Here is a 24,845-nt window from a genome sequence, read left to right as displayed (position 1 = left end):
TCGGTACTAGAACACCGACTCCGCCTCGTCCATCCGGTCCTTCGGCACCGTCTTCAGCTCGGTCACCGCCTCCGCGAGCGGCACCATCACGATCTCGGTGCCGCGCAGGGCGGTCATCTTGCCGAACTCACCCTGGTGCGCGGCCTCCACCGCGTGCCAGCCGAAGCGGGTGGCGAGCACCCGGTCGTAGGCGGTCGGTGAGCCGCCGCGCTGGACGTGGCCGAGAATGACCGGCTTGGCCTCCTTGCCGAGGCGGCGCTCCAGCTCGAAGGCGAGTGCCGTGCCGATGCCCTGGAAGCGCTCGTGGCCGAACTGGTCGATCTCGCCCTTGCCGTAGTCCATGGAGCCGTCGGCGGGGTGGGCCCCCTCGGCGACGCAGATCACGGCGAACTTCTTGCCGCGCGAGAAGCGCTCCTCGACCATCTTCACCAGGTCGGCGGGGTCGAACGGGCGCTCCGGGAGGCAGATGCCGTGCGCGCCTGCCGCCATGCCGGACTCCAGCGCGATCCAGCCGGCGTGACGGCCCATGACCTCCACGACCATCACGCGCTGGTGCGACTCCGCGGTCGTCTTCAGCCGGTCCATGGCCTCGGTGGCGACGCCGACCGCGGTGTCGAAGCCGAACGTGCGGTCCGTCGAGGAGATGTCGTTGTCGATCGTCTTCGGTACGCCGACCACCGGCAGACCGGCGTCGGACAGCATCCGCGCCGCGGTCAGCGTGCCCTCGCCGCCGATCGGGATCAGCGCGTCGATGCCGAAGTCGCGGGCGATGTCGGGGGCGCTCTCGCACGCCTCGCGCAACCGGTCGCGCTCCAGTCGCGACGACCCGAGGATGGTGCCGCCGCGAGCCAGGATGCCGCTGACGGCCTCCAGGTCGAGGCTGCGGTAGTGGCCGTCCAGCAGGCCCGCGTATCCGTCCTCGAAGCCGATCACCTCGTCGCCGTACTGTGCGACGGCCCGGTGCACGACCGATCGGATCACGGCGTTCAGGCCGGGGCAGTCGCCGCCTGCGGTGAGGACTCCGATACGCATCGTGCTGTGTCTCCTGCTCGCTGTTGATACCGGTGAGCCAGTCCGATTGTTTCACGTCGCGGAGAGCGGTGTCGCTCCCCTACTGACGGGCGCCTTATCCACCGCCAAGGGTATTGTCAAGAGGGTTTCGCTCACCTCACTGGGCGATTTTGTCACTGGCGCTTTCGTCACTGGCGACTTTGCGACCCGACGATGGACGACAGACGAAACGGAGACGACGCGTGACGCGCAGTGTGTACGTGACCGGGATCGACCGCGGAGACGGCCGCCAGGTCGTCGAACTGGGAGTCATGGAGCTCCTGACCCGCCAGGTCGACCGGGTGGGGGTGTTCCGGCCGCTGGTGCATCACTCCCCCGACCGCCTGTTCGAGCTGTTGCGCGCCCGCTACCGCCTCTCGCAGGACCCGGCGACGGTCTACGGCATGGACTACCACGAGGCGTCCGCCCTCCAGGCCGAGCGCGGGACGGACGAGCTGGTGTCCACGCTCGTCGACCGGTTCCACGCCGTCGCCCGCGACTACGACGTCGTCCTCGTCCTCGGCACCGACTTCGCCGACACCCAGCTCCCGGACGAGCTGTCCCTCAACGCCCGGCTCGCCAACGAGTTCGCCGCGTCCGTGATACCCGTCGTGGGCGGGCGGGGGCAGACCACCGAGTCGGTGCTCGCCGAGACCCGCAACGCCTACCGGGCCTACGAGAACCTGGGCTGCGACGTACTCGCCATGGTCACCAACCGGGTCTCCAGGGCCGACCGGGACGAGATCGCCGAGCGGCTCGGCTCCCGGCTGCCGGTGCCCTGTTACGTCGTACCGGACGAGCCCGCCCTGTCCGCGCCCACGGTCTGGCAGATCGCCCAGACGCTGGACGCCAAGGTGCTGCTCGGTGACGACTCGGGGCTCGCGCGCGACGCCCTCGGCTTCGTGTTCGGCGGCGCGATGCTGCCGAACTTCCTGACCGCCCTGACCCCGGGCTGTCTGGTCGTCACCCCGGGCGACCGCGCCGACCTGGTCGTCGGCTCGCTGGCCGCGCACAGCGCCGGCACCCCGCCGATCGCCGGGGTGCTGCTCACGCTGGACGAGCGCCCCGGCGACGAGATACTCACCCTGGCCGCCCGCCTCGCCCCGGGCACGCCGGTGCTGTCGGTGCCCGGCTACAGCTTCCCCACCGCCGAGCAGCTCTTCTCCCTGGAAGGGAAGTTGAACGCGACCACCCCGCGCAAGGCGGAGACCGCGCTCGGCCTGTTCGAGCGGTACGTCGACACCGGCGACCTGCTGAAGCGGGTCTCGGCGCCGAACAGCGACCGGGTCACGCCGATGATGTTCGAGCACAAGCTGCTGGAGCAGGCTCGTTCGAACATGCGTCGCATCGTGCTGCCCGAGGGCACCGAGCCGCGCGTCCTGCACGCCGCGGAGGTGCTGCTGCGGCGCAACGTCTGCGACCTCACCCTCCTCGGGCCGGTCGACCGGATCCGCAAGCAGGCCGCGGACCTCGGCATCGACCTGGGCGAAACCCAGCTGATCGACCCGGCGACCAGCGAGCTGCGCGACTCCTTCGCCGAGCGGTACGCCCAGTTCCGCGCCCACAAGGGGGTCACGGTCGAGCTGGCGTACGACGTCGTCTCCGATGTGAACTACTTCGGCACGCTGATGGTGCAGGAGGGCCTCGCGGACGGCATGGTCTCGGGTTCCGTCCATTCGACGGCGGCGACCATCCGGCCCGCCTTCGAGATCATCAAGACCAAGCCGGACGCCGACATCGTCTCGTCCGTGTTCTTCATGTGCCTGGCCGACAGGGTCCTCGTCTACGGCGACTGCGCGGTCAACCCGGACCCGAACGCCGAGCAACTGGCCGACATCGCCATCCAGTCGGCCGCCACCGCCGAGCAGTTCGGCGTGGAGCCGCGGATCGCGATGCTGTCGTACTCCACCGGTACGTCCGGTTCCGGCGCCGACGTCGACAAGGTGCGCGAGGCGACCGAGCTGGTGCGGCAGCGGCGGCCCGATCTGAAGATCGAGGGGCCGATCCAGTACGACGCCGCCGTGGAGCCGTCCGTCGCCGCGACCAAGCTGCCGGAGTCCGAAGTGGCGGGGCAGGCAACGGTTTTGATCTTCCCGGACCTCAATACGGGCAACAACACCTACAAGGCCGTGCAGCGCTCGGCCGGCGCCATCGCGGTCGGCCCGGTGCTTCAGGGTCTGCGCAAGCCGGTCAACGACCTGTCCCGGGGCGCTCTCGTCTCGGACATCGTCAACACCGTCGCCATCACGGCGATCCAGTCCCAGTCCCCCGCCCTGTTCCCCAGCGAGAAGGCAACCGCCCAGTGAGCTCGTCCCGCGTCCTCGTCCTCAACTCCGGCTCCTCGTCGGTGAAGTACCAGCTGCTCGACATGCGCGACAGCAGCCGGCTGGCCGCGGGCCTCGTCGAGCGCATCGGCGAGGAGAGCTCCCGGCTCAAGCACACGCCGCTCGCGGCCGGTGGCGAGACCCGTGAGTGGACGGGGAGCATCGCCGATCACGAGGCCGCTCTGAAGGCCGTATCGGCGGAACTCGCCAGGGACGGCCTCGGGCTCGACTCCCCCGAGCTGGCCGCGATCGGCCACCGGGTGGTGCACGGCGGCAGGCGGTTCACCGAGCCGACCGTCATCGACGACGCCGTGCTCGCCGAGGTCGAGCGGCTCATACCGGTGGCCCCGCTGCACAACCCGGCCAACCTCACCGGCATCCGCACCGCCCGGGCACTGCGCCCGGACCTGCCCCAGGTCGCCGTCTTCGACACCGCGTTCCACACCACGATGCCGGAGTCGGCCGCCCGCTACGCGATCGACGTCGAGACCGCGGACCGGCACCGGATCCGCCGGTACGGCTTCCACGGCACCTCGCACGCGTACGTCTCCCGGACCACGGCGGAGCTGCTGGGCAAGGCTCCGCAGGACGTGAACGTCATCGTGCTGCACCTCGGCAACGGCGCGTCGGCGTCCGCCGTGCGGGGCGGGAAGTGCGTGGACACCTCCATGGGGCTGACGCCCTTGGAGGGGCTCGTGATGGGTACGCGATCGGGTGACCTGGATCCCGCCGTCATCTTCCATTTGGCACGTGTTGGCGAAATGTCCATCGCGGAAATCGACACTCTTCTCAACAAGAAGAGCGGATTGATCGGCCTGTGCGGCGACAACGACATGCGGGAGATCCGCCGGCGGATCGACGAAGGTGACGAGCGGGCCCAATTGGCCTTCGACATCTACATTCACAGACTGAAGAAGTACATCGGCGCCTATTACGCCGTGCTCGGCCGGGTGGACGCCATCGCGTTCACGGCGGGCGTCGGCGAGAACGCGGCACCGGTGCGGGAGGCCGCCATGGCGGGCCTGGAACAGCTGGGCCTCGCGGTGGACCCCGAGCTGAACGCCGTACGCGGTGACGAGCCGCGGCTGATCTCGCCCTCGGGCGCGAGAGTGGCGGTCGCGGTGGTGCCGACGGATGAAGAACTGGAGATCGCGACGCAGACCTACGCACTGGTGAGGAAGAGCAACGACTGAGTAACACGGCTGAGTAACACGGCTGAGCAATGCGCAGCTCATTTGTATCTTCCGCCAGACGGAATATTCCGTAGCGAAACAAACCGATAGGATCGTCCCATGCGCCGTTCGAAAATCGTCTGTACTCTCGGCCCCGCGGTCGACTCCCATGAACAGCTTGTCGCCCTGATCGAGGCGGGCATGAATGTGGCCCGCTTCAACTTCAGCCACGGCACGCACGAAGACCACCAGGGGCGGTACGAGCGCCTGCGGGCCGCCGCCGAGGAGACCGGGCGGGCCATCGGTGTGCTCGCCGACCTCCAGGGCCCGAAGATCCGCCTGGAGACCTTCGCCGAGGGTCCGGTCGAGCTGGAACGCGGTGACGAGTTCGTCATCACGACCGAGGACGTCCCCGGCGACAAGCACATCTGCGGGACGACCTACAAGGGCCTCCCGGGCGACGTCGCCAAGGGCGACCAGATCCTCATCAACGACGGCAACGTCGAGCTGAAGGTCACCGAGGTCGAGGGTCCCCAGGTGCGGACGATCGTCATCGAGGGCGGCGTCGTCTCCGACCACAAGGGCATCAACCTGCCCGGCGCGGCCGTGAACGTGCCGGCGCTGTCCGAGAAGGACGTCGAGGACCTGCGGTTCGCGCTGCGCATGGGCTGCGACATGGTCGCCCTGTCCTTCGTGCGGGACGCGAACGACGTGCAGGACGTGCACAAGGTCATGGACGAGGTCGGCCGCCGCGTCCCGGTCATCGCCAAGGTAGAGAAGCCGCAGGCGGTCGCCAACATGGAGGACGTCGTGCTGGCGTTCGACGCCGTGATGGTCGCGCGTGGCGACCTGGCCGTCGAGTACCCGCTCGAAAAGGTCCCGATGGTGCAGAAGCGGCTCATCGAGCTGTGCCGCCGCAACGCCAAGCCGGTGATCGTGGCGACCCAGATGATGGAGTCGATGATCACCAACTCCCGTCCGACCCGCGCCGAGGCCTCCGACGTGGCCAACGCGATCCTGGACGGCGCGGACGCGGTCATGCTGTCGGCGGAGTCGAGCGTGGGCGCGTACCCGATCGAGACCGTCAGGACGATGTCGAAGATCGTCACGGCGGCCGAGCAGGAACTGCTCTCCAAGGGCCTGCAGCCCCTGGTCCCCGGCAAGAAGCCGCGCACGCAGGGCGGTTCGGTCGCCCGCGCGGCCTGCGAGATCGCCGACTTCCTCGGCGGCAAGGGCCTGGTCGCCTTCACCCAGTCCGGCGACACCGCCCGCCGGCTGTGCCGCTACCGCGCCGCCCAGCAGATCATCGCGTTCACCACGGACGAGTCCACCCGCAACCAGATGACCCTCAGCTGGGGCGTCGAGCCGCACGTCGTGCCGTTCGTCAACAGCACGGACGAGATGGTCGACTTGGTGGACCAGGAGATCGTGAAGCTGGGGCTGTTCAACGAGGGCGACATCGTGGTGATTACGGCGGGGTCGCCGCCCGGGGTGCCGGGGACGACGAACATGGTTCGGGTTCACCACCTGGGTGGCGGGGCGCGGGACTGACCGCACGGACCGCTGTGAGGCCCTTGTACGGCACTGAGGGCGCCCCCTGGAGCATGGGGCGCCCTCAGTTTTTACTCATGGATCACTCCGGGGGCGGCGCCCCCACAGCCTCCCGCAACCACGCGTTGCCGCCCAGTTCCGGATGAGCCGTGGTAATCAGCCGCACGGCCTCCTCCTTCGACCGCTCGGCAAGCTGCCGCAGTTCGTCCCAGGTCAACTCGGCTCTGGCCTGCGGCCAGTCCGTGGTGAGGGTGACGGCTGTCCCGTCGCGGCTGAAGGAGTAGACGTGCTGGGTGAGGCTGGCCTCGACGGCGACGTCACTCCTGCTTTCCAGCTCTCGCGCCGCATGGTCCAGCATGAGGGCGATGTCGACCACCGGCTCTCCCAGCAGACGCACGCTGAGATCCACGCCGTGGACGACGAGCCGAAGGTCGGCCTTGAAATACCTCAGGCAGAAGTCCGAGGCTTTCAGGTCCGGCTCCTCCGGCCTCCAGTCCGACGACCATGAGTCGTCATCCGTGCGGGGCTCGAAAGAGAAAGTGATCATCTGCCTTCCTTCCCGTCACCAGATGTTCTTGGGCATGGCCGTCACGAGGTTGCCGTAATCATCGACGACGAGCCGGATGCCGTTCTGACCGTGCACACCGGTCGCGACACCGTCGAACGCGTAGTCGATGTAGTTACCTCCGCGGATGTCGTCCTTGGCCCTGGGCACCTCACGCCCGAACTGCGCTGCCTCCTCGATCAGCTTCTTGAGCTTGCCGGCGTCGATTCCCTCGGCGAACACGTTCCCCATGTCGCCCGCCTCGTGGTACTTGCCACCCCACAGGTGCTGGTTACGGATGTGCTTCAACGCACCGTCGGTGATCGTGCGGCAGCTGATGTTGTGGACCAACAGGGCGCTGTCCCCGGCCACCACGAAGTAGGAGTGAACGCCCTCCACCGTGAGGTCGTATGTGACCTGCGGCTTTGTATACGACGCTACATCGACGACCGTGACGGTGCCGTGCTCCAGCGTCTGCAGCCGGTGACCGACCGCAAGACGCCCGGCGTCTGTCCATGACCCGGTGGTAAGGTCGTAGAACGGATGGTTGGACGTCCCAGTGATGGTGTGCCGGCCATTCGGCGTGGTGACCGTCAGGTCGGTGAACTGTGTGTCGCTGGTGGTGCGGTGCGTCAGCACGACGCGGTGCCGCTCGGCGGTCGTGGCTCCCGGCTGCGCGTTGAGGACTTGCTCTCCGGGGATGACGCTCTCTATGGCGCGGACACTGCCGTCGGCCATCTTGACCTGGGTGCCCGTCACGAAGCTGTGCTTCAGGCAGAACGACACGCCCTTGGCGAGACGCGCGTCGATGATGACCTTCAGCGACTTGAGAGTGTTGCGCGCCTTGGACGCGCCCTCGAAGAACTTCCCGATCCCGGTGCTGACGCGTACGATGGCCCGGCCGACGGCCGGTGCCTTGCCCGCGATCGTGACGATGCCGACGGCGTCGATGGCCGTCCACAGGCAGCTCTCCACATCGGGGTCGGAGAAGCACTTCTTGGCATTCGTGGCCCCGAGCAGTTCGAGCAGGATCGCACCCCCGTTCGCCTTGACCCAGTCGAGGACGTCCTGGTTCGCGGCCGCCATGGCCTCGCGGTACTGGTCGACGCAACTCTGCCCGCACTCCGCGAGCAGGGCGGCTTCCTCGTCCTTAGTCAGGACGTACTCGGCGGTCGAACCACCGGATGACACAACCTCCTCGCGCTCCTGCTTGGCCCGTTCCCGTTCCTCGGCCTCCGCACGGGTGGCCGCTTTGTCCGCCTGGTCCGCGTAGGTGTGAGCGTTGGCCGCCGCGTCCTCCGCGGCGGTGGCGTCACTCTCCGCCCTGGTGGCCGTCCGGTCGGCCGCCGACGCGTCCTGCTCGGCGCTGGTAGCGGCGGAGCGGGCGCTCGACGCGTCCTTCTCGGCCTCCGTGGCGTCGCGGTCGGCCTGGGCGGCCGCCGATTCGGCGTCGTTGGCGGCGGAGTTGGCGTAGAAGGCGTCGGTGCCCGCCTGCTGGTCGTACTTCTGGGCGTTCGCGTCGGCCTTCTTCGCAGCCACCGCGTGCGTCTCGGCGGCCTTGGCGGAAGCATTGGCCGCAGCGGCGGAATCGACCGCCTGTACAGCGTAGTTCGCGGCGTCGGCCGCCGCCTGCAGGGCGATCTTGGCGTCGCCGGCGGCCTTGTCGGCGAGCGCCTTGGCCTGTGCCGCCGCTTTCTTCGCCTCGTCCGACTTGGCCTTGGCCGCGGTGGCCTGCTGCTCGGCCAGCGTCTTGGAGGTCTGCCCGATCAGCACCGCGTACGCCGCCGAGGCGTCGGTCTCGCGATAGGGCGACCCGATGGTGATCGCCTCGTCGCCCGCCTTGGTGGTCGCGGTGGCGGCATCGCGGGCGCCCTGTGCGTACTGGGCGGTGGCTGCGGCGTACCCGGCGGTCTTCACCGCCCACGCGGCCGTCTTCGCGGCCTCGGCCACCGCTGCGGTGGCCTCCTTGCGCGCGGTGATCGCCGCGGCCTGGGCCTTCTTGGCCTCGGCATCCGCCTGCTTGGCTTTCTGCTTCGCGGAGGCGGCCGCGTCGATCGCCTCAGCCGCCGCGGCGTGCGCGGTCTCGGCAGCCGCGTGCGTCTTCGCGTACGCGGCCTGGGCCGCGTCGGCCGCGGACCGGGACCGCTTCGCCGCGCCTTCGGCACGGGTCGCCGCCGCGCGGGCGTTGACCGCCGCCGTGGTCGCCTCGTTCGCCGCGGTACGGGCCCGGGTCGCCGCGCCCGCCGCATCGGTGGCGGCGGTACGTGCTTCCGTGGCCGCCTGCCTGGTCTCGGCCGCTGCCTCGGTGCCCTCGGCAGCAGCGGCGGCGGACTCCAGCGCGGCCGCCCGGGAAGCGGTGGCGTTCTTCTCCTGCTCGGCCTTGACCGCCTGATTGCGTGCCGTGAACGCGCGCAACTCGGCATCCTCGGCCGCCGCCAGCTTGTCCGCCGCCGTCGAACCTGCGGTCTCCGCGGCCGTACGGGCCTGGCGGGCCTTGTCCTGCTCGCCCCGTGCCCGTTGCTCGGCGGTGTCGGCCTTCTTGCGCTCGCTCGCCGCGGTGTCGCGCTCACGCTCGGCGGTCGCCTTCTCGGCCTCCGCGATACCGCGCTGCCGCTTCGCCTCGGCCGCCTGGTCCTTGGCCGTCTGCTCCGCCTTCTCGGCGGTCGCGCGGGCCTTCTTGGCGGTGGTGGCGTCGGCGGCGGCCTCGGCGGCCAGCTTGGCCGCGGACTCGGCGGCTGCCTTGGCCTGCGCCTTGGCCTCCAGTGCCGCAGTCTTGCGGAACTCGGTGTTCAGCGCGTGCGCCTGGGTCTTCGCAAGCGCCAGCAGTGTCTGCGAGTCTGCCACCGTGGCCTTCGCCGCGTTCGACGCGGTCAGCGTGGCCTTCGCCGCGGCCTGGGCGGCGGCGGACGAGGCCTTGGTGACCTGCACCGACTGCTGGGCGTAGAGCAGGCCCCGGCCACGCGGCAGCTTCGCGGCGTCGGCGATCGCCCAGGCCTTCGTCTGCTGGGTGTTCGCGTTCTCTGCGGCTGTCTTGGCCCGGGCTGCCGCCGCGTCCGCCACTGCCACCTGCGCGGCGGCCTTGGTCTTCGCCGCGTTCAGGTCCGAGGTGGCCTTGGTGAACTCGGCCTTCGTCGGGTAGTGGAGCGAGTCTTTGTGCGCGGCCCAGTACTTCTGCCAGAACAGGATCTGGTCCGCCTGCCAAGCCTGCCGTACGGCCTCGATCATCGCGGCCGTGGCGGTCCGCGTCTCCTTCGCCGCGGCGGCCTCGGCAGTGAGGATCGCCTTGCGCTGCTCGGCCTGGCCGGCGTACTCCGACTCCCACTCCGAGTACGCCTGCACGACGACCCCGGTCAACACGCGGTAGTGGTCGATCGGGTTGGTGCTGTCGCAGGCCGCCCATGCAGTCTTGAGCGCCTCAACCTCGGTGCGGAACTCCAGTGAGTCCGGCTCGGGGGCCTTGGTCGGGAAGCCGCCGAAGCGGAGGAAGGTCGCGACGTCGTTGGCTGAGGAGCCCATGCTGCCGGTGTCGAGCAGCTCATCTCCGGCGGCCTGCTTGTAAGCGCCGGCCCACTCGTCGTCGCCGGTGTCGAAGGCGTCGAGCACCTTCATGGCCTGGTCCAGCGAGGCCTTGCCGGGCCTCGGCGTCGGATTCTCCCAGATCTTGTCATACAGGTTGCGCTGGGTGCCGAGGGTGAAGGCGACGATGTCCTTGCCGAATTCGGGCGCCCAGAAGTCCCGGCCCCCCGAGGAGTTCACCGACCGGTAAGGCTCATTGGTGGTGTTCAGCTTGTTCTGGCGGTCTTCGTGGGCCCTGAGGTCGGCTATGCCCGCGTCGACGTCCCGCTGGTGGGCCTGGCCGAGTTCGCCGAAGCCCAAGCCCGCCACGACCGTGCGCAACTCAGCGTCCGGACCGGCAAGTTCGGGGCCCGCGTAGGCCTTGATCTCAGATCCGCCGTAGTGCACGGCCCGCGCCACCTGGCAGCGGTCCTGGCGGGCTTGAGCGCCCAGGCTGATGCGCAGGCTGCGCTGGTACGGGTTGGCCGGGTTGTCGCCCGGTTCGTCGGCGGCCGCCGGGGCCGCGGCGACGAGTCCGCCGAGCACGGCAGTCGCTGTCGCGAGCGCGACGGCCGCGAACCCCCGCTGTGCGCGCCCCCCTTGGAATCGTCTCTGTGATCTTCTTCGTTTCGTTCGCACGTCGATGCCTACCTGGATGGTCAGTCCGGATGGTCGGTGTCGTCCGCGCAGGAAGAAGGCATGCCGAAGCGCCGGTGAGAAAGGCAGGAATGAAGAGATCCCCGTCGTATCGCGTGCGGTCAACACGCGCCCCCGAGCCCCCTCCCCATGGGGACGCGATCATCATGGCAGGGCGAGAGCGTTGACGGAACCCTTAATTCGCTTAGGAGTTCGATCTGGGCGTCGATACGACTGTGCCCCGCCGGGTCGATAGCCCGGCGGGGCACAGTCTGCGGCTCCCGGAGAGGCCGGGGACGGTGGCGCTCAGTCGGTGATGGTCTGGTGCAGCCCGGGAACCGTGAGGGTGCCCCCGAACTGGCCGGCCTGGGTGACCTTCACCTTGGTGAAGTAGATGAACGGGATGTTCAGCGGCGGCGGGTGCTCCGGGTCGAACGTGACCGGGATCAGACCGAGCAGGTTCCCCGAGATGCTCTCGGTGTACATCACCGTCTTGCCGTTGGTGATCGTGGACTTGGAGCCCTTGGCCGCCTGCACGTGGTGCGTCTTGCCGGACTGCTTGTCCTTGACGATCTGGTGCAGATCGCCGATGTCGGTGCCGTCGGAGATGACGTACTTCAGCACCTTCTTGGTCTTGCCACTGGCGGTCTTGACCTCGACGATGCCCTGGTAGTCCGCGCCCTTCAGCGTCAGCGAACTGGCCTCCAGGTACCAGGGGTCGTCCGGCACCAGGATCTTGTTGTCGATGCCGCCGCCGTCGTCCGTGGCGGCCGGGCAGTCCTCGGGATCCGTCGTGGAACTCTCGGACGGGCTCGGGGAGGCGGTGGCCGCCTCGGTGGTGTCCTCGGCCGCCTCGGTCGCCTTGTCGGTCGCCTCCTTCACGGTGTCCTTGACCGTGTCGGTGACCTGGTCCGTCGTGTCCTTGACGGGGTCGGAGGCGTCCTCAGCCGTGTCGGAGGTGTCCTTTGCGTCGCTCCCGGACGACGCCTCCTCGCTCGTACTCGCCGACGCGGACGGCGTCGGGCTCGAACTCGGGCTCGCCGTCGCCTCGTTGCCGCCGGTGAAGATGCCGGAGATCGTGTCGCCGATGTCCTCCAGCAGGTTGCCGCCGCTGTCGGACGGCGAGGGGGACGCCGTGGTGGTGTCGCCGGACTGGGCCTCGCTCGACTGGCTCGCGGAGGGCGTCGGCGTGGGCTCGGCCGCGTCGTCGGAACCTGAATCCGACGACGAGGAGTCGCCCGCGGAGCCGGAAGAGTCCGAGGAGCCCGAGGAGTCCGAAGAGCCGGACGAATCCGAGGAGTTCGCGGAGGAAGACGACGGAGACGGGGTCGGCTCCGCCACCTCGTCCTTGTCCGTGGACTCGCTCGCGTCCGGGGACGGCGAGGCGGAGGCGTCGCCCGCCAGGGCGGCCACACAGTCCTTGTACTCGTCGGCCGTCAGGCTGTTCGACGTCGACGGCGAGGCGTCGTCGGCCAGGGCCAGCGTCGGCGTGAACCCCATCCCCATGAGGACCGCCGTCGGCATCGCGGCCATGGCTATCGCCTTGCCGGCCGGCATCTGCAACCGGGTGAACAGCGGCTTCCTGGGCGCCGCGTGGCGCGGCCCCGTTCTCGCCCGTGCCGGGGCCGCGGGGTACTCGGCGCGGTCCTCGTCAGCCGACACGGTTCCCCCCGATCCGGTCCTCGGCGCGGGGGCCGTCCAAGCCGCCGCCCTGCGCGGGGCCACCGTCGGCGGGCGGGTACGAAGGGAACGGCTGTCCCGGCTCGAAGGTGCCCTCGGAAGCGGTGGGCTCGGCGCTCTCGTCCGTGGGCCCTGCCGCATCCTCCTGCGACCTGCCCTCCTCCGACCGGCCCTTGCCCGGCATCCACGAGACGGCGAGCGCGCCTCCGATCATCGCCAGCAGGAAGCCGACGACGAAGCCACCGATGTTGGAGACCACCAGGGACACCAGGGCGAGGATGATCGCCGCGACACCGGCGAACACACGCGTCGCATGCTGGAACCACATGGTCAGGCCCAGCGTCCAAAGCAGGATGCCGATGATGAGGGAGCCGGCACCGGCGGTGGTCGCCATGGTGAGCGACATGGTGCCCAGCTTGAGGGTGGCGTACGGGAAATAGGCGATCGGCACCCCGCCGAGCAGGGTGAACAGGCCTGCCCAGAACGGCCGGGTGCCCCGCCAGTCGCGGAATCGCAGACGCAACCGGGTGAAGGTCCCGGCGCTCTGGACCGGAGTCTCGGCACTCATGGAAAACAGCTCCCTGGGTCCGGTGGAAGTACGTACCGGCTCGGCCGTAGGCGTAAAGAAGCCGGAAGTCTGAGTCTGTGAGGGTGCCCGGCCCCCGGAGGGACCGGGCCGGGCGGGGCGGGGAAGCGATGACTTCCCCGCCCCATGGGGCAGCTCAGCTACCCCGGAACACCCCGGTGACGGGAGCCGTCAGTAGCACTCCATGTTGGGGTTGGTGCCGAGCTTCATGGACAGACCGCTCAGCTTGAAGGTGCCGGCCGTGGTCGCCCACGCCGTCTGCTTCACGTTGTAGAGGTCGGCCTTCCGCGCCTGCTGGGCGAAGCCGCCCGGCAGCACGCTCTCGCCCGGCTTCACATCGGGGCCGCGGGTCTTGTCCTTGACCGCGACGCCGATGTCGATGTCCTTGAACTCCGCGTCGGCGTCGAGCTGGGCGACGTCGATGTAGAGCCGCTCGGCCGAAACCGGCGTGCCCTTGTCCCCTGCCTCAAGACGGAGGTAGATCGACCCCAGCAAGGGGATGTCCGTCTTGACCGACTGGCACATCTTGGTGATGGTCGCGTCGTCGAACGACGAGATCGCCACCGGAACCTTTGTCTTTTCCTTGCCGTCCGTCTTGGTGTAGACGGTGTCTATGCCGCCGTACTGGGCAAAGCCGTTACCGTGCAGCTCCGAGGCGCTCACCTTGAACTGCTGACCGGAGACGCTGAACGAAGCAGCCAGCGCACCCTGCGCAAGCCCGACACCCACCGCCGCGGCCGCGGCGACGCTGGGCACCATGACCACAGCGAACCGCTTCCATCTGGTCCCGCCACGCACCTGGGACTCCATATTTCCTCCTTCTCGGACGTACATCGCCTGCCCCGACCTGCCCCCAAAGAGGGCTCAGCCGGGCAGGGATGGGAGAAGTGCTACGTCCTCGGGAAGGAGAGCGCCCGTACTCGGAGGCGCGAATCGCACCCGAATCACCGGCGATCACCCCCGAGCGACAACCACTGGTCGCGCCTGACACGCATCACGCACAACCCTGCTGGACAGGCTTCGCCGGGTGGGCGAAGACCCCCCTGTCCAAGAGCCGGCGCCACTGCCGCCGACTCTGCTCGGTGGGGACCCAGGAACTCCCGCGACCCAACCGGCTGTCGGGGTACGGGAACGGACCGAGCGTGGCCGATCGTGGTGCATTCTCGCCGCCCGCACAAGGGGCTTCGTTACTCAGTAGTAACGGCCGGATAACCGAACAACGACCCGTCGGTCTCGGACGACGACGCAGGGTGGCGTCAAGTGACCGGACAAATCCGGGAATCACCAGACAGAAAATGACAGAACGACGCCCGCGACTTACCCGCAGTAACGGCGGCCGCGATTACCAAGTTTTGGTAAAGCGCGGCCGCACTGGTCGTCTCTCGGCAGATCTTTCACTCGGGCAACACATGCCCGCACGTTTAGCGACTGGTCAGAACGGGGCTACCGCCCCGCTCGCAAACACGGTCAGAACAAGGCACGCGCCAAGGCCCTGCGGGCCGCTGCCACTCGCGGATCGTCGGCGCCCACGACCTCGAAGAGCTCCAGCAGCCGAAGCCGTACGGTGTCCCGGTCGTCACCCACCGTGCGCCGCACGGCATCGATGAGCCGCCCGAAGGCGTCCTCCACATGACCACCCACCAGATCCAGGTCGGCGGCGGCGATCTGCGCCTGCGCGTCGGCGGGATTCTCGGCGGCGTCCTTGCGCACCTGCTGCGGGTCGGCGCCCTGCACCCGCTGGAGCAACTCGGCCTGGGCGAGCCCGAGTTTGGCCTCGGAGTTCGCCGGGTCCTCACTCAGCACGTTCTTGTACGCCTGGACGGCACCGGCGAAGTCGCCCGCGTCCAGAGCCTGTACGGCGGCCTCGAGCAGGGCGTCGTACGGACCGGCCGGGAGGGTGGGAGCGGCCGGCGCGGCGCCCGGCTCGGCCTCCGGGTCGACCGTCAGACCGGTCAGGCCGAACCGCTGCTCGGCCACCGTGACGAGCTGGTCGAGCGTCTCGCGGATCTGGGCCTCGCCGGCGGCCCCCTGGAAGAGCGGCAGCGCCTGCCCGGCGACGACGGCGAACACGGCCGGAATCCCCTGTACGCCGAACTGCTGCATCAGCATCTGGTTGGCGTCGACGTCGATCTTGGCGAGGAGGAACCGGCCGTTGTGCTCGACGGCGAGCCGCTCCAGCACGGGGCTGAGCTGCTTGCAGGGCTGGCACCACTCGGCCCAGAAGTCGATGACGACGGGCACTTCGGCGGACCGCTGAAGGACGTCCCGCTCGAAGCCCGCCTCATCCACATCGATGACGAGGTCGGCGGGCGACACGGCACCCGCTCCGCCCTGTCGCGCGGCCTCGGCACGCGCCTGCTCCGCCTTCGCCTTGGCCTCTTGGGCCGCCTTCACCGCGGCGAGGTCGACGACTCCGCTCATGGACATGTTCCGTGGCTGCATGCGTCTATCCTCCCCCGTTCGGCGCGCGCGTGTGAAAAGTGGTCTGAAAGCAGGTCCTGCTCGGTGGTGTTCGGCGCCGGGTCCCCACCCCACGCCTGTGGTCGTCGCTTTCGCTACGGGTCGTAGCGTAATGGCAAGGCGCCCCCCGCGAACACCACCCTCCCGTGATCTCCCTCACGAGCACCCACGAACCCCCCGGATATGGTCATGGGATGCAGAGCCACACCGCCGCCACCCGTCCCGGACGCCCCCGCAGCGCCACCGCTGACGCCGCGATCCTGGCCGCGACGCGGGAGGCGCTGGTCGAACTGGGCTGGTCAAAGCTCACTCTGGGAGACGTGGCGACGCGCGCGGGGGTTGCAAAAACGACCTTGTATCGCCGCTGGTCCGGCAAGAACGAGCTGGTCGTCGACGCGGTGGCCGAGCTCTTCGACGAACTCCGGCTGCCCGACCGGGGAAGCCTCGCGGCGGACATCGAGGGCGTAGTGCTCCAGTTCGCGGCAATCCTGGCCCGGCCGGAGGCGAAAAGTGGCCTGATGGCGGTGGTCGCCGAGTCGACCCGGGACGACGCGCTGCGCGAGCGCATCCGCACCTCGATCGTCGACCGCCAGAAGCGGCTGGTCGTGGAGGGCCGGGAGCGTGCCGAGCACCGGGGCGAACTCCCACCGGAGACCGACCCCGCGGACTCCGCCCGCACGATCGACCTCATCTTCGACATGGTCGCGGGGGCGGTGGTCCACCGAACGCTGGTCAGCGCGGAGCCGGCGGACGAGGAATGGGTACGCGGATTCACCCGGGTACTGGTCGCGGGGCTGGCGGGGGCGGCGGCGATGTGAGGTCGCCCCGGGCGGGGGCGCCGGCGTCTGCGGCAAGGGACATCGGCGGCGGGGCGGGCGGCGCGGCGCCCCCACCCCGGCCGCCCCCAGCGGGCCGCAGCGGTCAGAAGCCCGCCGGCTCCGTGTACACCCCCCACTCGTCCCGCAGCGCGTCGCAGATCTCGCCCAGGGTCGCCTCGGCCCGGACGGCGTCCAGCATCGGGTCGATCATGTTGGTGCCGTTGCGGGCGGCGGTCAGCATGGTGTCGAGCGCGGTGCGCACCGCGGTGTCGTCGCGGCCGGCCTTGCGCGTGGCCAGCGCCCGGACCTGCTCGCGCTCCACCTCGTGGCTGACCCGGAGGATCTCCAGGTCGCCGGTGACGGAGCCGGTGTTGACGTTGACGCCGACGACCCGCTTCTCGCCCTTCTCCAGGGACCGCTGGTACTGGAAGGCGGACTCGGCGATCTCGCCGGTGAACCAGCCGTCCTCGATCCCGCGCAGGATGCCGGAGGTGATCGGCCCGATGGGGTGCTGCCCGTCGGGGTGCGCGCGCAGCCCGCGTTCCTTTATCTGCTCGAAGATCTTCTCGGCGTCGGCCTCGATCCGGTCGGTCAGCTGCTCGACGTACCACGAACCGCCCAGCGGATCGGCCACGTTGGCGACCCCGGTCTCCTCCATGAGGACCTGCTGGGTGCGCAGGGCGATCTCCGCGGCCTGCTCGGAGGGCAGCGCGAGGGTCTCGTCGAGGGCGTTGGTGTGCAGCGAGTTCGTTCCGCCGAGCACGGCCGCCAGCGCCTCCACGGCCGTACGTACGACGTTGTTGTACGGCTGCTGCGCGGTCAGGGAGACACCGGCGGTCTGGGTGTGGAAGCGCAGCCACTGGGCCTTGTCGCTCTTGGCCCCGTACACGTCCCGCATCCAGCGCGCCCAGATCCGGCGGGCGGCCCGGAACTTGGCGATCTCCTCGAAGAAGTCGACGTGCGCGTCGAAGAAGAAGGACAGGCCGGGGGCGAAGACGTCGACGTCGAGACCGCGCGACAGGCCCAGCTCGACGTAGCCGAAGCCGTCCGCCAGCGTGTACGCCAGCTCCTGCGCGGCCGTCGCGCCGGCCTCGCGGATGTGGTAGCCGGAGACGGACAGCGGCTTGTAGGCGGGGATGCCGGCCGCGCAGTACTCCATGAGGTCGCCGATGAGGCGAAGGTGCGGCTCGGGCTGGAAGAGCCACTCCTTCTGGGCGATGTACTCCTTGAAGATGTCGGTCTGGAGCGTGCCGTTGAGCACGCCCGGATCGACGCCCTGGCGCTCCGCCGCCACCAGGTACATGCAGAAGACCGGCACGGCCGGGCCACTGATGGTCATCGACGTCGTCACGTCGCCCAGCGGGATGTCCTTGAACAGGACCTCCATGTCGGCGGCCGAGTCGATGGCGACACCGCAGTGCCCGACCTCGCCCAGCGAGCGCCGGTCGTCGGAGTCGCGGCCCATCAGCGTCGGCATGTCGAAGGCGACCGAGAGACCGCCTCCGCCGTTGCCGAGGATCATCTTGTACCGCTCGTTGGTCTGCTCGGCGTTCCCGAACCCGGCGAACTGCCGGATGGTCCACGTCCGCCCTCGGTAGCCGGTCGGATACAGCCCGCGTGTGAAGGGGTACTCCCCGGGCCATCCGATCCGCTCGAAGCCCTCGTACCTGTCCCCAGGCCTGGGCCCGTACACCGGCTCCACGGGGTCCCCCGAGAGCGTGGTGAAGTCACCGTCGCGCTTGCGCGCGGCGTCGTACCGGGCCTGCCAGCGACGGCGGCCCTCCTCGATGGCGTCAGCGTCCATACCATCCAATTTACTTGGACGTCCTAGTAACTGTCGAGGTAGTAGGACGTCCAAGTAAATGAACAAGTAAATGAACATGGAACAACCGCCGTGAGATCACCTCACGGCGGTGGGGCTACGCCTTGGCGACCGCGGCCGCATCCTCCGCGACCTTGGTCTCCAGCTCGTGCGTGACCTTGCGCTCCACGAAGAAGGCGGCCGTCGGGATCGTCCCGGCCAGCAGCACCCACAGCTGTCGCTTCACCGGCCACTTCGCCTTGGAGCCCAGGTCGAAGGCGAAAATCAGGTACACCACGTAGAGCCAGCCGTGCGCGATGCCGACGACGCTCGTGAAACCGTCGGCGCCGTCCATCTTCAGCAGGTACTTGGCGATGACGCCCAGCGTGAGCAGGACGAGGAGGACACCGGTCACGTAGGCCATGACGCGGTAGCGCGTCAGCACGCTCTTCTTCATGCGTACGAGCGTAACCACCCGTTCCGGCAGATCTTGCCCCGGGCCCCGGCCCCGGTCCCCGCCCCGACCCCGGCGCGGCCCCGGCCTCAGCTCTCCTCGAAGTCGTGTGCCGCCACCCGCAGCGGGCGCAGCATGGCGAAGATCTCCCCGCACTCGTCGGCGTCGTACACCCCGAGCCCGAAGTCCATGGCCATCAGGTCGCGGGTGGCCGCCTCGACCACCTCGCGGCCCTTGCCGGTGATGGAGGCGAGGGTGCCGCGTCCGTCGTTGGGGTTGGGACGCTTGTCCACCAGGCCCGATCTGACCAGCCGGTCGATGGTGTTCGTCACCGACGTGGGGTGCACCATCAGCCGCTCGCCGATCTTGGACATCGGCAGCTCGCCGTCCTTGGAGAAGTTGAGCAGCACCAGCGCCTCGTAGCGCGCGAACGTCAGGCCGTAGGGCTTGACCACCGAGTCGACCTCGGCGAGCAGGATCTGGTGCGCGCGCATGATCGAGGTGATGGCGGCCATGGACGGCACGTTTCCCCAGCGCTGCTTCCATAGTTCGTCGGCGCGCGCGATGGGATCGAAGGGAAGACTGAGCGGCTTCGGCACGGAGCCGACCTTACCGGCCGGTCACATGCTGGTCAGCCCCGTCTCGCCCATCGGTCGGCGCGCGCTAGTCGTCCTCCGCCCTCTCCCTGACGCGGAAGACCCCTGTCCACCGGTCGTCGTGCAGGCAGGCGTTCATCGGCTCGACCAGGGACCGGTGGGCGGAGCCGGTGCGCCAGCGTTTGACGGCTTCGAGGTCGGCCCATTCGCTGGTGAGCAGCCATTGGCCGGGGTCGTCCAGGGAGCGGCACAACTGTTCGCCGAGGTGCCCGGGGAACCGCTCCGCTCCGGCACGGACGTCTCCGTACGACCGTACGAACTGCGCCTCCATCCCCTCGCGCACCCGCAGCAGCCGGATCACCCGCACCCGCGCCGGGGCCGAGGTGCCGGTGGTCATGACGGGTCGAGGACGACGGGCAGTTCCGCCAGTCCGCGGAAGGCGGGGAAGGGCACGGTCATCCAGCGCGCGTCCTCGGGGGCGACGGTGAGTGCCATGCGGGGGAAGCGTCCGAAGAGCGAGTTGAGGGCGATCTGCATCTCCAGCCGGGCCAGCGGGGCGCCGATGCAGTAGTGCGGTCCGTAGCCGAAGGCGAGATGCGTGGCCTGGACGTTCGGACGCTGGACGTCCAGCTCGTCGGCTGCGGTGAACATCTCCGGGTCGCGGTTGGCTCCGGTGATCGAGATCTGGACGAGCGAGCCCTTGGGGATGAGCGTGTCCCGGAGCACGATGTCTTCCTTGGCGTGCCGGAACGTGGAGTTCTCCACGGAGGTCTCGAAGCGGAAGATCTCCTCGATGGCCGCGTTCATGGCGCTCGCGTCGCGCAGGGCCAGTTCCTTCTGGTCCGGCCGGCTGAGCAGGTGGTAGACCGCGTTGCCGATCTGGTACGCCGTCGACTTGTGGCCCGCGAACAGCAGCACCCATGCCGTCGAGACCAGTTCGTGGTCGGTGAGCGAGCCCTCCTGGTCCTGGGCCGTGACGAGTGCGCTGAGCAGTCCCGTGTCCGGCTCCCTGCGCTTTCGCGCGCACAGGTCGGCGAGATAGTCGCGCAGATTGCCCTCGGCGATCTCCAGCTTCTTTCTCGCCTCCGGCCCGAAACCGGTCTGCGCGACCGTGGCGGACCATTCCTGGGCCTGTTTCCGCTCGTTCTCCGGGACGCCCAGAAGTTCACAGATCACATGGAGCGGCAGCGGGAAACAGAACTCCGGGAGCAGATTCACCGTCCCGGACGTCGGGCACTGGTCCAGCAGTTCGTCGGTGATCTGCTGGACGCGCGCCCGCAGCGATTCCACTCTCTTCGGGGTGAAGGTGCTGCCGACGATCCTGCGGAGCCTGGTGTGCTTCGGCGGGTCCGAGAAGAGCATGTTGTCGTCGAGCGCGATCGACGAGTCACCGAAAATGCGGTGGTAGGCGTCGATGGCGCCGTACATGTCCTTGCTCAGCCTGGGGTCGGCCAGTGCGGCTCGGGCGTCGTCATAACGCGTGATCAGGTACGTCTCCACACCGTGGGGCGGCGACAGCGGGCACACGGGCGCCGTTTCCCGCAGCGCGGCGTAGACGGGATGCGGGTTGGCGCGGAACTCCCGGCTGCACGAAGAAGCCGCGGCCGCGGCCTCCTCGGTCGACATTGCCTTGAATTCCTTGGATTCCTCGGATTCCTCGGATGCGAACGCTTGCGTCATGACTGGTCCCCGGGTCGGCGTGATTTTCCGTGATCAGTGCCACCGTTTCCCGGGCCGCGGGGCGCCGCAAACGGCGCTGCGCCATATGGGTCGGGTCGCCGGACGACGTGTGTGTGGCAGTCAGGCTTGGTAAACATCGTCGACGTGAGCGGACACGAAGCGGAATCTGTACCAGTCCTCATCGTCGGCGGATCCCTGGTGGGTCTTTCCACTTCGGTTTTCCTGGGGCGCCTGGGAATCGAGCACATGCTCGTGGAACGCCATGCCGCGACTTCGACGCACCCGCGTGGCCGCGGCAACAACGTGCGCACGATGGAGATCTACCGGACGGCCGGCCTTGAGTCACGCATCCGGGACGCGGCCCGTGTGCTCGCCGGCAACGACGGCATCCTCCAGGTGGACACCCTCACCGGCGAGCAGCGCCGCTGGATCATCGGGGACATCTCCGGCGGCATGGACATCTCCCGGGTGAGTTCCTCCGACTGGTGCCTGTGCAGCCAGAACGATCTCGAACCGGTGCTGCTGGAGTACGCCCGCGAGCAGGGGGCCGACATCCGCTTCAGCACGGAGCTGCTCTCCTTCACGGAGCACGGCGACGGAGTGACGGCCCGGGTCAGGAACCGGGACACCGGCGAGACCTACGACGTGAACGCCGAGTACCTGGTGGCCGCCGACGGGCCCCGCAGCCCCATCCGCAATGACCTGGGGATCGGTCAGTCGGGTCCGGGCGAGCTGTTCCACAACGTCAGCGTCACGTTCCGCAGCAGGGCGCTGAAGAACCACGTCGGAGAGAAACGATTCGTCGTCTGCTACGTCACCGACCCCCAGGGCGAGGGCGCCCTGCTGCCGGTGGACAACGAGGAGCGCTGGGTGATCCACGTTCCCTGGCACCCCGACCGGCGTGAGGAGTTGGAGGACTTCACCGACGAGCGGCTGGCCGCGCACATCCGCGCCGCCGTCGGCGTACCGGACATCGACGTCGAGATCACCGGGAAGGCACCCTGGCACGCCTCGAAGCGGGTCGCCGACAGCTACGGCGAGGGCCGGGTCTTCCTGGCCGGCGACTCGGCCCACGAGATGCCGCCCACCGGGGCGTTCGGCTCCAACACCGGGATCCAGGACGCCCACAACCTCGCCTGGAAACTGGCGGCGGTGCTGCGCGGCTGGGCCCGCCCCTCGCTGCTCGACAGCTACGAGCTCGAACGCCGGCCCGTCGCCCTTGCGACCGGCACCCGGGCGTGCGTACAGGCGGCCGACGAACAGCACCCGGGATTCAGCCCGGCCGCCGGACGCAACAACGACCCGGCGGACCTGATGACCGTCGCCCTGTGCTACCGGTACGCCTCGAACGCCGTGGTGGGTGTCCCGCCGGAGCGGCCGATCGTCCCCGACACGTTCCGGCTGGGCGGCGAACCGGGCAGCCGGGCACCCCATATGTGGGTCATGCGAGGGGACACCAGGATCTCCACACTCGACCTGTACGAGCGTTCCTTCGTACTGCTCGCCGGGTCCGGCGGGCAGAAGTGGCGGGCCGCCGTGGAGAAGGCCGCCGGCAACCTGGGTGTCCCGGTCGAGGCGTATCTCGTGGGCACGGGCCCCGACCACGACCTCGCCCCCGACGCGGACGCCGACTGGGCCGAGCTGCACGGCACGGCCGAGGACGGTGCCGTGCTCGTACGCCCCGACGGATTCGTCGCCTGGCGTGCGGACGCCGCGATGCCGGACGCCGACCGCGTCCTGACGAACGTGCTGCAGAGCGTGCTCTGCCGCGACTGAACCCCCGATGGGAACCCGCTGTCCCCCCACACCCACCCCCACCGAGCGACGAGGACGTTGCCATGACCCTTGCCGGACGCATCGACGTCCACCATCACTTCACCGCCCCCGCCTGGCTGGACTGGGCGGAGGAACGAGGTGTCGTCAACCGCGAGAAGCTGCCCTGGTGGACGCGCTGGGACCTGACGGCGGCGCTGGAGATCATGGACAAGACGGGCATCGGCACCTCCGTCATGACCGTGGCCATGCTCGGCCGGCTGCGTGAGCGCGCCGAGCGCCAGGAGAGCGCGCGCGTCGCCCTGCGGGCGGCGGCCGACGTCGTGGAGGCCAACCCCGCGCGCTTCGCGTTCTTCACCCCGATCTTCCTCGACGACCTGGAACTGTCCTCGTGGAGCGTCGGGTACGGCCTGGACGAGCTCGGTGCCATCGGGGTGAGCACGCGCACGAGCATGGACGGCGTCTTCCTCGGCGACGAGTCGCACGACCGTCTGCTCCAGGAGCTCAACGAGCGCTCGGCGGTCATCAGCACGCACCCCATGGACGTACCGGCCGGGAAGGACGGTGCCCCGGGGCTGCCGGGGATGCCGCCCTTCGTGTGCGACTTCCTGCTGGACACCACCCGCGCGGCCATCAACCTCATCAGGAACGGCACCCTGGACCGCTATCCGAACCTCAGCTTCATCCTGCCGCACGGAGGGGGCTTCCTCCCCTACATGGCCACCCGGCTCGAACTCTTCGGCGGGCGGATCGATCCGCCGGTCGAGCCCGCCCGGGTCCGTGACTATCTGCACCGGTTCTACTTCGACACGGCCGGCCCCATGTCCCCCTCGGCCACGCCCACCCTGCTGGCGACGGTCGACCCCGACCGCATCCTCTTCGGCACCGACTGGCCGCCTACGCCCGCACAGGTCCTCATCGACAGCGTGACGCCGGCCCTGGACAGCGACCCCTTCCTCTCGGAGGAGCAACTCCAGGGCATCAACCGGGAGAACGCGCTGCGGCTGATGCCGGGGCTCGCCCGGTCGTAGCCGTACGCAGGTGAAGGCCGCCGCCCGCGCTCGGTCAGCGCGGGCGGCGGCCCATTTCGTTCGGGCGGCTTCCTCGGTCAGTCCTTCCGCCACTGGTAGAAGCACCGGGCCATCGCGTCCTTCGGACTCCGCCAGGTCTGAGGGTCGTACGGGCTGACGAACGCCTCCAGCCTGCGGCTGATGTCGACGAACTCGGGGTGCCCGGCCACCTTCGCGATGGCGGGTCCCGGGTCCTGCTCGGCCTCGATGAAGTGCATGTACACATCGCCGAACTGGAACAGGGAGCGCTGGGTCACCCCGACGAGGTGCGGCAGCTCGCCGCGGTCGGAGTCCGCGAAGACGCCGGCGATGTCCTTGGCCGACTGCGGGGCCATCCTGGCGACGATCAGTGCGTGGTGCATGCCGCCTCCACCCGGTCGCGGATGAGGGCCATCTGGATGGGCGAGTTGCGGTTGATGATGTCCGTCATCCCGGCGTCGTCGACCGGGGCGTCGGGCTTCATGGCGAAGTCCTGCGTCCAGTGCATCCGGGTGCCGGCCGGGGTCTCCTCGTACTCCCACACGATGTTCATGTACTCGAAGGGGCCGGTCTCGACCCGGCGGGCGCGCACGACGAGCTTCTCGCGGTCGGCGACCCGTTCCGAGACCCAGCTCCACACCTTGCCGTTCTCGTCGGGGTGCATGGTCAGGCGGAAGGTCACCGTGTCGCCCTCGCGGGACAGCACCTCGCAGGAGGCGTACTCGCTGAACAGCTGGGGCCAGCGCTCCAGGTCGTTCGTCATGTCCCAGACGAGGTCGACGGGAGCGGCGATGGTGATCTCGTTCTCGGTGTGTCCAGCCACGTCAGGCTCCCGTCGTCAGTACGCCGTTGACCAGGTCGAGGAAGGCGCGGGGGCTCTTGCAGCGCTCCGCGTCGGTGGGCAGCGCCCGGCCGTGCCGGTTCTCCAGCTCGCCCACGATGCCGAGCAGGCCGAGCGAGTCCAGCCCGAAGTCGGCGAAGGGGGCGTCCGCACGGCGTTCGAGGTCCTGCGGGTCGACGGTCACACCGGCGGCCTTCTTCATCAGCGCCGCCAGTTCCCCGACGGTCAGTTGGTTCACTTCGGTGGTCATGAGGGTTCTCCTTGTCGTTCTGTGC

The 24,845-nt window shown here is 69.2% G+C and carries 21 protein-coding genes; 6 read left to right on the top strand and 15 right to left on the bottom strand.

The genetic code is table 11. The features are described from left to right. Positions 1–6: 6 nt before the first annotated feature. Positions 7–1,032, bottom strand: a complete 1,026-nt coding sequence (locus ACZ7NC_RS27350; protein ID WP_471492096.1) for an ATP-dependent 6-phosphofructokinase — start codon at positions 1,030–1,032, stop codon at positions 7–9. 221 nt (positions 1,033–1,253) lie between these two features. Between ACZ7NC_RS27350 and pta the strand changes: the two genes are divergently transcribed. The 3 genes from pta (at position 1,254) to pyk (ending at position 6,097) form a co-directional block, all read left to right on the top strand. Beyond that, positions 1,254–3,356 (top strand): phosphate acetyltransferase, encoded by a 2,103-nt coding sequence (pta, locus tag ACZ7NC_RS27345; RefSeq protein ID WP_471492093.1) that lies wholly within the window; start codon positions 1,254–1,256, stop codon positions 3,354–3,356. Continuing rightward, positions 3,353–4,567 (top strand): acetate kinase, encoded by a 1,215-nt coding sequence (locus ACZ7NC_RS27340; RefSeq protein WP_471492091.1) that lies wholly within the window; start codon positions 3,353–3,355, stop codon positions 4,565–4,567. The genes pta and ACZ7NC_RS27340 overlap by 4 nt, the downstream gene beginning before the upstream one ends. A gap of 99 nt (positions 4,568–4,666) precedes the next feature. Beyond that, the gene (pyk, locus tag ACZ7NC_RS27335; protein ID WP_471492090.1) at positions 4,667–6,097 is read left to right on the top strand and encodes a pyruvate kinase; all 1,431 of its coding nucleotides are present in this window, start codon (positions 4,667–4,669) and stop codon (positions 6,095–6,097) included. Positions 6,098–6,179: 82 nt separating this feature from the next. Here the strand turns inward: pyk and ACZ7NC_RS27330 are convergent, their stop codons facing one another. The 6 genes from ACZ7NC_RS27330 to ACZ7NC_RS27305 form a co-directional block, all read right to left on the bottom strand. Next, positions 6,180–6,644, bottom strand: a complete 465-nt coding sequence (locus ACZ7NC_RS27330) for a hypothetical protein (RefSeq protein ID WP_471492089.1) — start codon at positions 6,642–6,644, stop codon at positions 6,180–6,182. A gap of 15 nt (positions 6,645–6,659) precedes the next feature. Next, positions 6,660–10,742, bottom strand: a complete 4,083-nt coding sequence (locus ACZ7NC_RS27325; RefSeq protein ID WP_471492088.1) for a Hint domain-containing protein — start codon at positions 10,740–10,742, stop codon at positions 6,660–6,662. A gap of 396 nt (positions 10,743–11,138) precedes the next feature. Further along, positions 11,139–12,494 (bottom strand): hypothetical protein, encoded by a 1,356-nt coding sequence (locus tag ACZ7NC_RS27320; protein ID WP_471492086.1) that lies wholly within the window; start codon positions 12,492–12,494, stop codon positions 11,139–11,141. Next, positions 12,484–13,080: a DUF6114 domain-containing protein gene (locus tag ACZ7NC_RS27315; RefSeq protein WP_471492083.1), complete on the bottom strand. Its 597-nt coding sequence runs from the start codon at positions 13,078–13,080 to the stop codon at positions 12,484–12,486. Before ACZ7NC_RS27315 ends, ACZ7NC_RS27320 begins: the two co-directional genes overlap by 11 nt. A 189-nt stretch (positions 13,081–13,269) precedes the next feature. Further along, on the bottom strand, positions 13,270–13,908 hold the full coding sequence (locus ACZ7NC_RS27310; RefSeq protein WP_471492082.1) for a DUF6230 family protein: 639 nt from the start codon (positions 13,906–13,908) through the stop codon (positions 13,270–13,272). A gap of 657 nt (positions 13,909–14,565) precedes the next feature. Next, on the bottom strand, positions 14,566–15,540 hold the full coding sequence (locus ACZ7NC_RS27305; RefSeq protein WP_471492080.1) for a tetratricopeptide repeat protein: 975 nt from the start codon (positions 15,538–15,540) through the stop codon (positions 14,566–14,568). 212 nt (positions 15,541–15,752) lie between these two features. On the opposite strand from ACZ7NC_RS27305, the gene ACZ7NC_RS27300 reads away from it, so the two are divergent. Then, positions 15,753–16,376 carry a TetR/AcrR family transcriptional regulator gene (locus tag ACZ7NC_RS27300; protein WP_471492079.1) on the top strand — a complete coding sequence of 208 codons (624 nt, stop codon included), beginning with the start codon at positions 15,753–15,755 and terminating at the stop codon, positions 16,374–16,376. A gap of 103 nt (positions 16,377–16,479) precedes the next feature. On the opposite strand, the gene ACZ7NC_RS27295 is transcribed toward ACZ7NC_RS27300, so the two are convergent. From ACZ7NC_RS27295 to ACZ7NC_RS27275, 5 genes are all read right to left on the bottom strand, one after another. After that, positions 16,480–18,180 carry an acyl-CoA mutase large subunit family protein gene (locus tag ACZ7NC_RS27295; protein ID WP_471492078.1) on the bottom strand — a complete coding sequence of 567 codons (1,701 nt, stop codon included), beginning with the start codon at positions 18,178–18,180 and terminating at the stop codon, positions 16,480–16,482. Between the two features lie 115 nt (positions 18,181–18,295). Beyond that, entirely contained in the window at positions 18,296–18,634 is a 339-nt protein-coding gene (locus ACZ7NC_RS27290; protein WP_471492076.1) for a DUF3817 domain-containing protein, read from the bottom strand. A gap of 86 nt (positions 18,635–18,720) precedes the next feature. Next, complete coding sequence (locus ACZ7NC_RS27285; protein WP_471492075.1) at positions 18,721–19,230, bottom strand: MarR family winged helix-turn-helix transcriptional regulator; 510 nt, start codon at positions 19,228–19,230, stop codon at positions 18,721–18,723. 64 nt (positions 19,231–19,294) lie between these two features. After that, positions 19,295–19,624, bottom strand: coding sequence for an antibiotic biosynthesis monooxygenase family protein (locus ACZ7NC_RS27280; RefSeq protein WP_471492073.1), 330 nt, complete (start codon positions 19,622–19,624; stop codon positions 19,295–19,297). Beyond that, entirely contained in the window at positions 19,621–20,907 is a 1,287-nt protein-coding gene (locus ACZ7NC_RS27275) for a cytochrome P450 family protein (RefSeq protein WP_471492071.1), read from the bottom strand. Before ACZ7NC_RS27275 ends, ACZ7NC_RS27280 begins: the two co-directional genes overlap by 4 nt. A 144-nt stretch (positions 20,908–21,051) precedes the next feature. On the opposite strand from ACZ7NC_RS27275, the gene ACZ7NC_RS27270 reads away from it, so the two are divergent. Both ACZ7NC_RS27270 and ACZ7NC_RS27265 read left to right on the top strand, forming a co-directional pair. Beyond that, positions 21,052–22,683: an FAD-dependent oxidoreductase gene (locus ACZ7NC_RS27270; RefSeq protein WP_471492070.1), complete on the top strand. Its 1,632-nt coding sequence runs from the start codon at positions 21,052–21,054 to the stop codon at positions 22,681–22,683. A 62-nt stretch (positions 22,684–22,745) separates the two neighbouring features. Beyond that, positions 22,746–23,711, top strand: a complete 966-nt coding sequence (locus tag ACZ7NC_RS27265; protein ID WP_471492068.1) for an amidohydrolase family protein — start codon at positions 22,746–22,748, stop codon at positions 23,709–23,711. 77 nt (positions 23,712–23,788) lie between these two features. On the opposite strand, the gene ACZ7NC_RS27260 is transcribed toward ACZ7NC_RS27265, so the two are convergent. The 3 genes from ACZ7NC_RS27260 to ACZ7NC_RS27250 are packed head-to-tail and all read right to left on the bottom strand — an operon-like array spanning position 23,789 to position 24,820. After that, entirely contained in the window at positions 23,789–24,112 is a 324-nt protein-coding gene (locus tag ACZ7NC_RS27260; protein ID WP_471492066.1) for a TcmI family type II polyketide cyclase, read from the bottom strand. Next, positions 24,097–24,552, bottom strand: a complete 456-nt coding sequence (locus tag ACZ7NC_RS27255) for an SRPBCC family protein (protein WP_328873888.1) — start codon at positions 24,550–24,552, stop codon at positions 24,097–24,099. The genes ACZ7NC_RS27260 and ACZ7NC_RS27255 overlap by 16 nt, the downstream gene beginning before the upstream one ends. Position 24,553: 1 nt before the next feature. Then, the gene (locus ACZ7NC_RS27250; RefSeq protein WP_471492065.1) at positions 24,554–24,820 is read right to left on the bottom strand and encodes an acyl carrier protein; all 267 of its coding nucleotides are present in this window, start codon (positions 24,818–24,820) and stop codon (positions 24,554–24,556) included. Positions 24,821–24,845 lie beyond the last annotated feature (25 nt).

The organism is Streptomyces sp. NPDC111802 (assembly GCF_055634335.1).
This window is presented reverse-complemented; position numbering and strand designations above follow the sequence as displayed.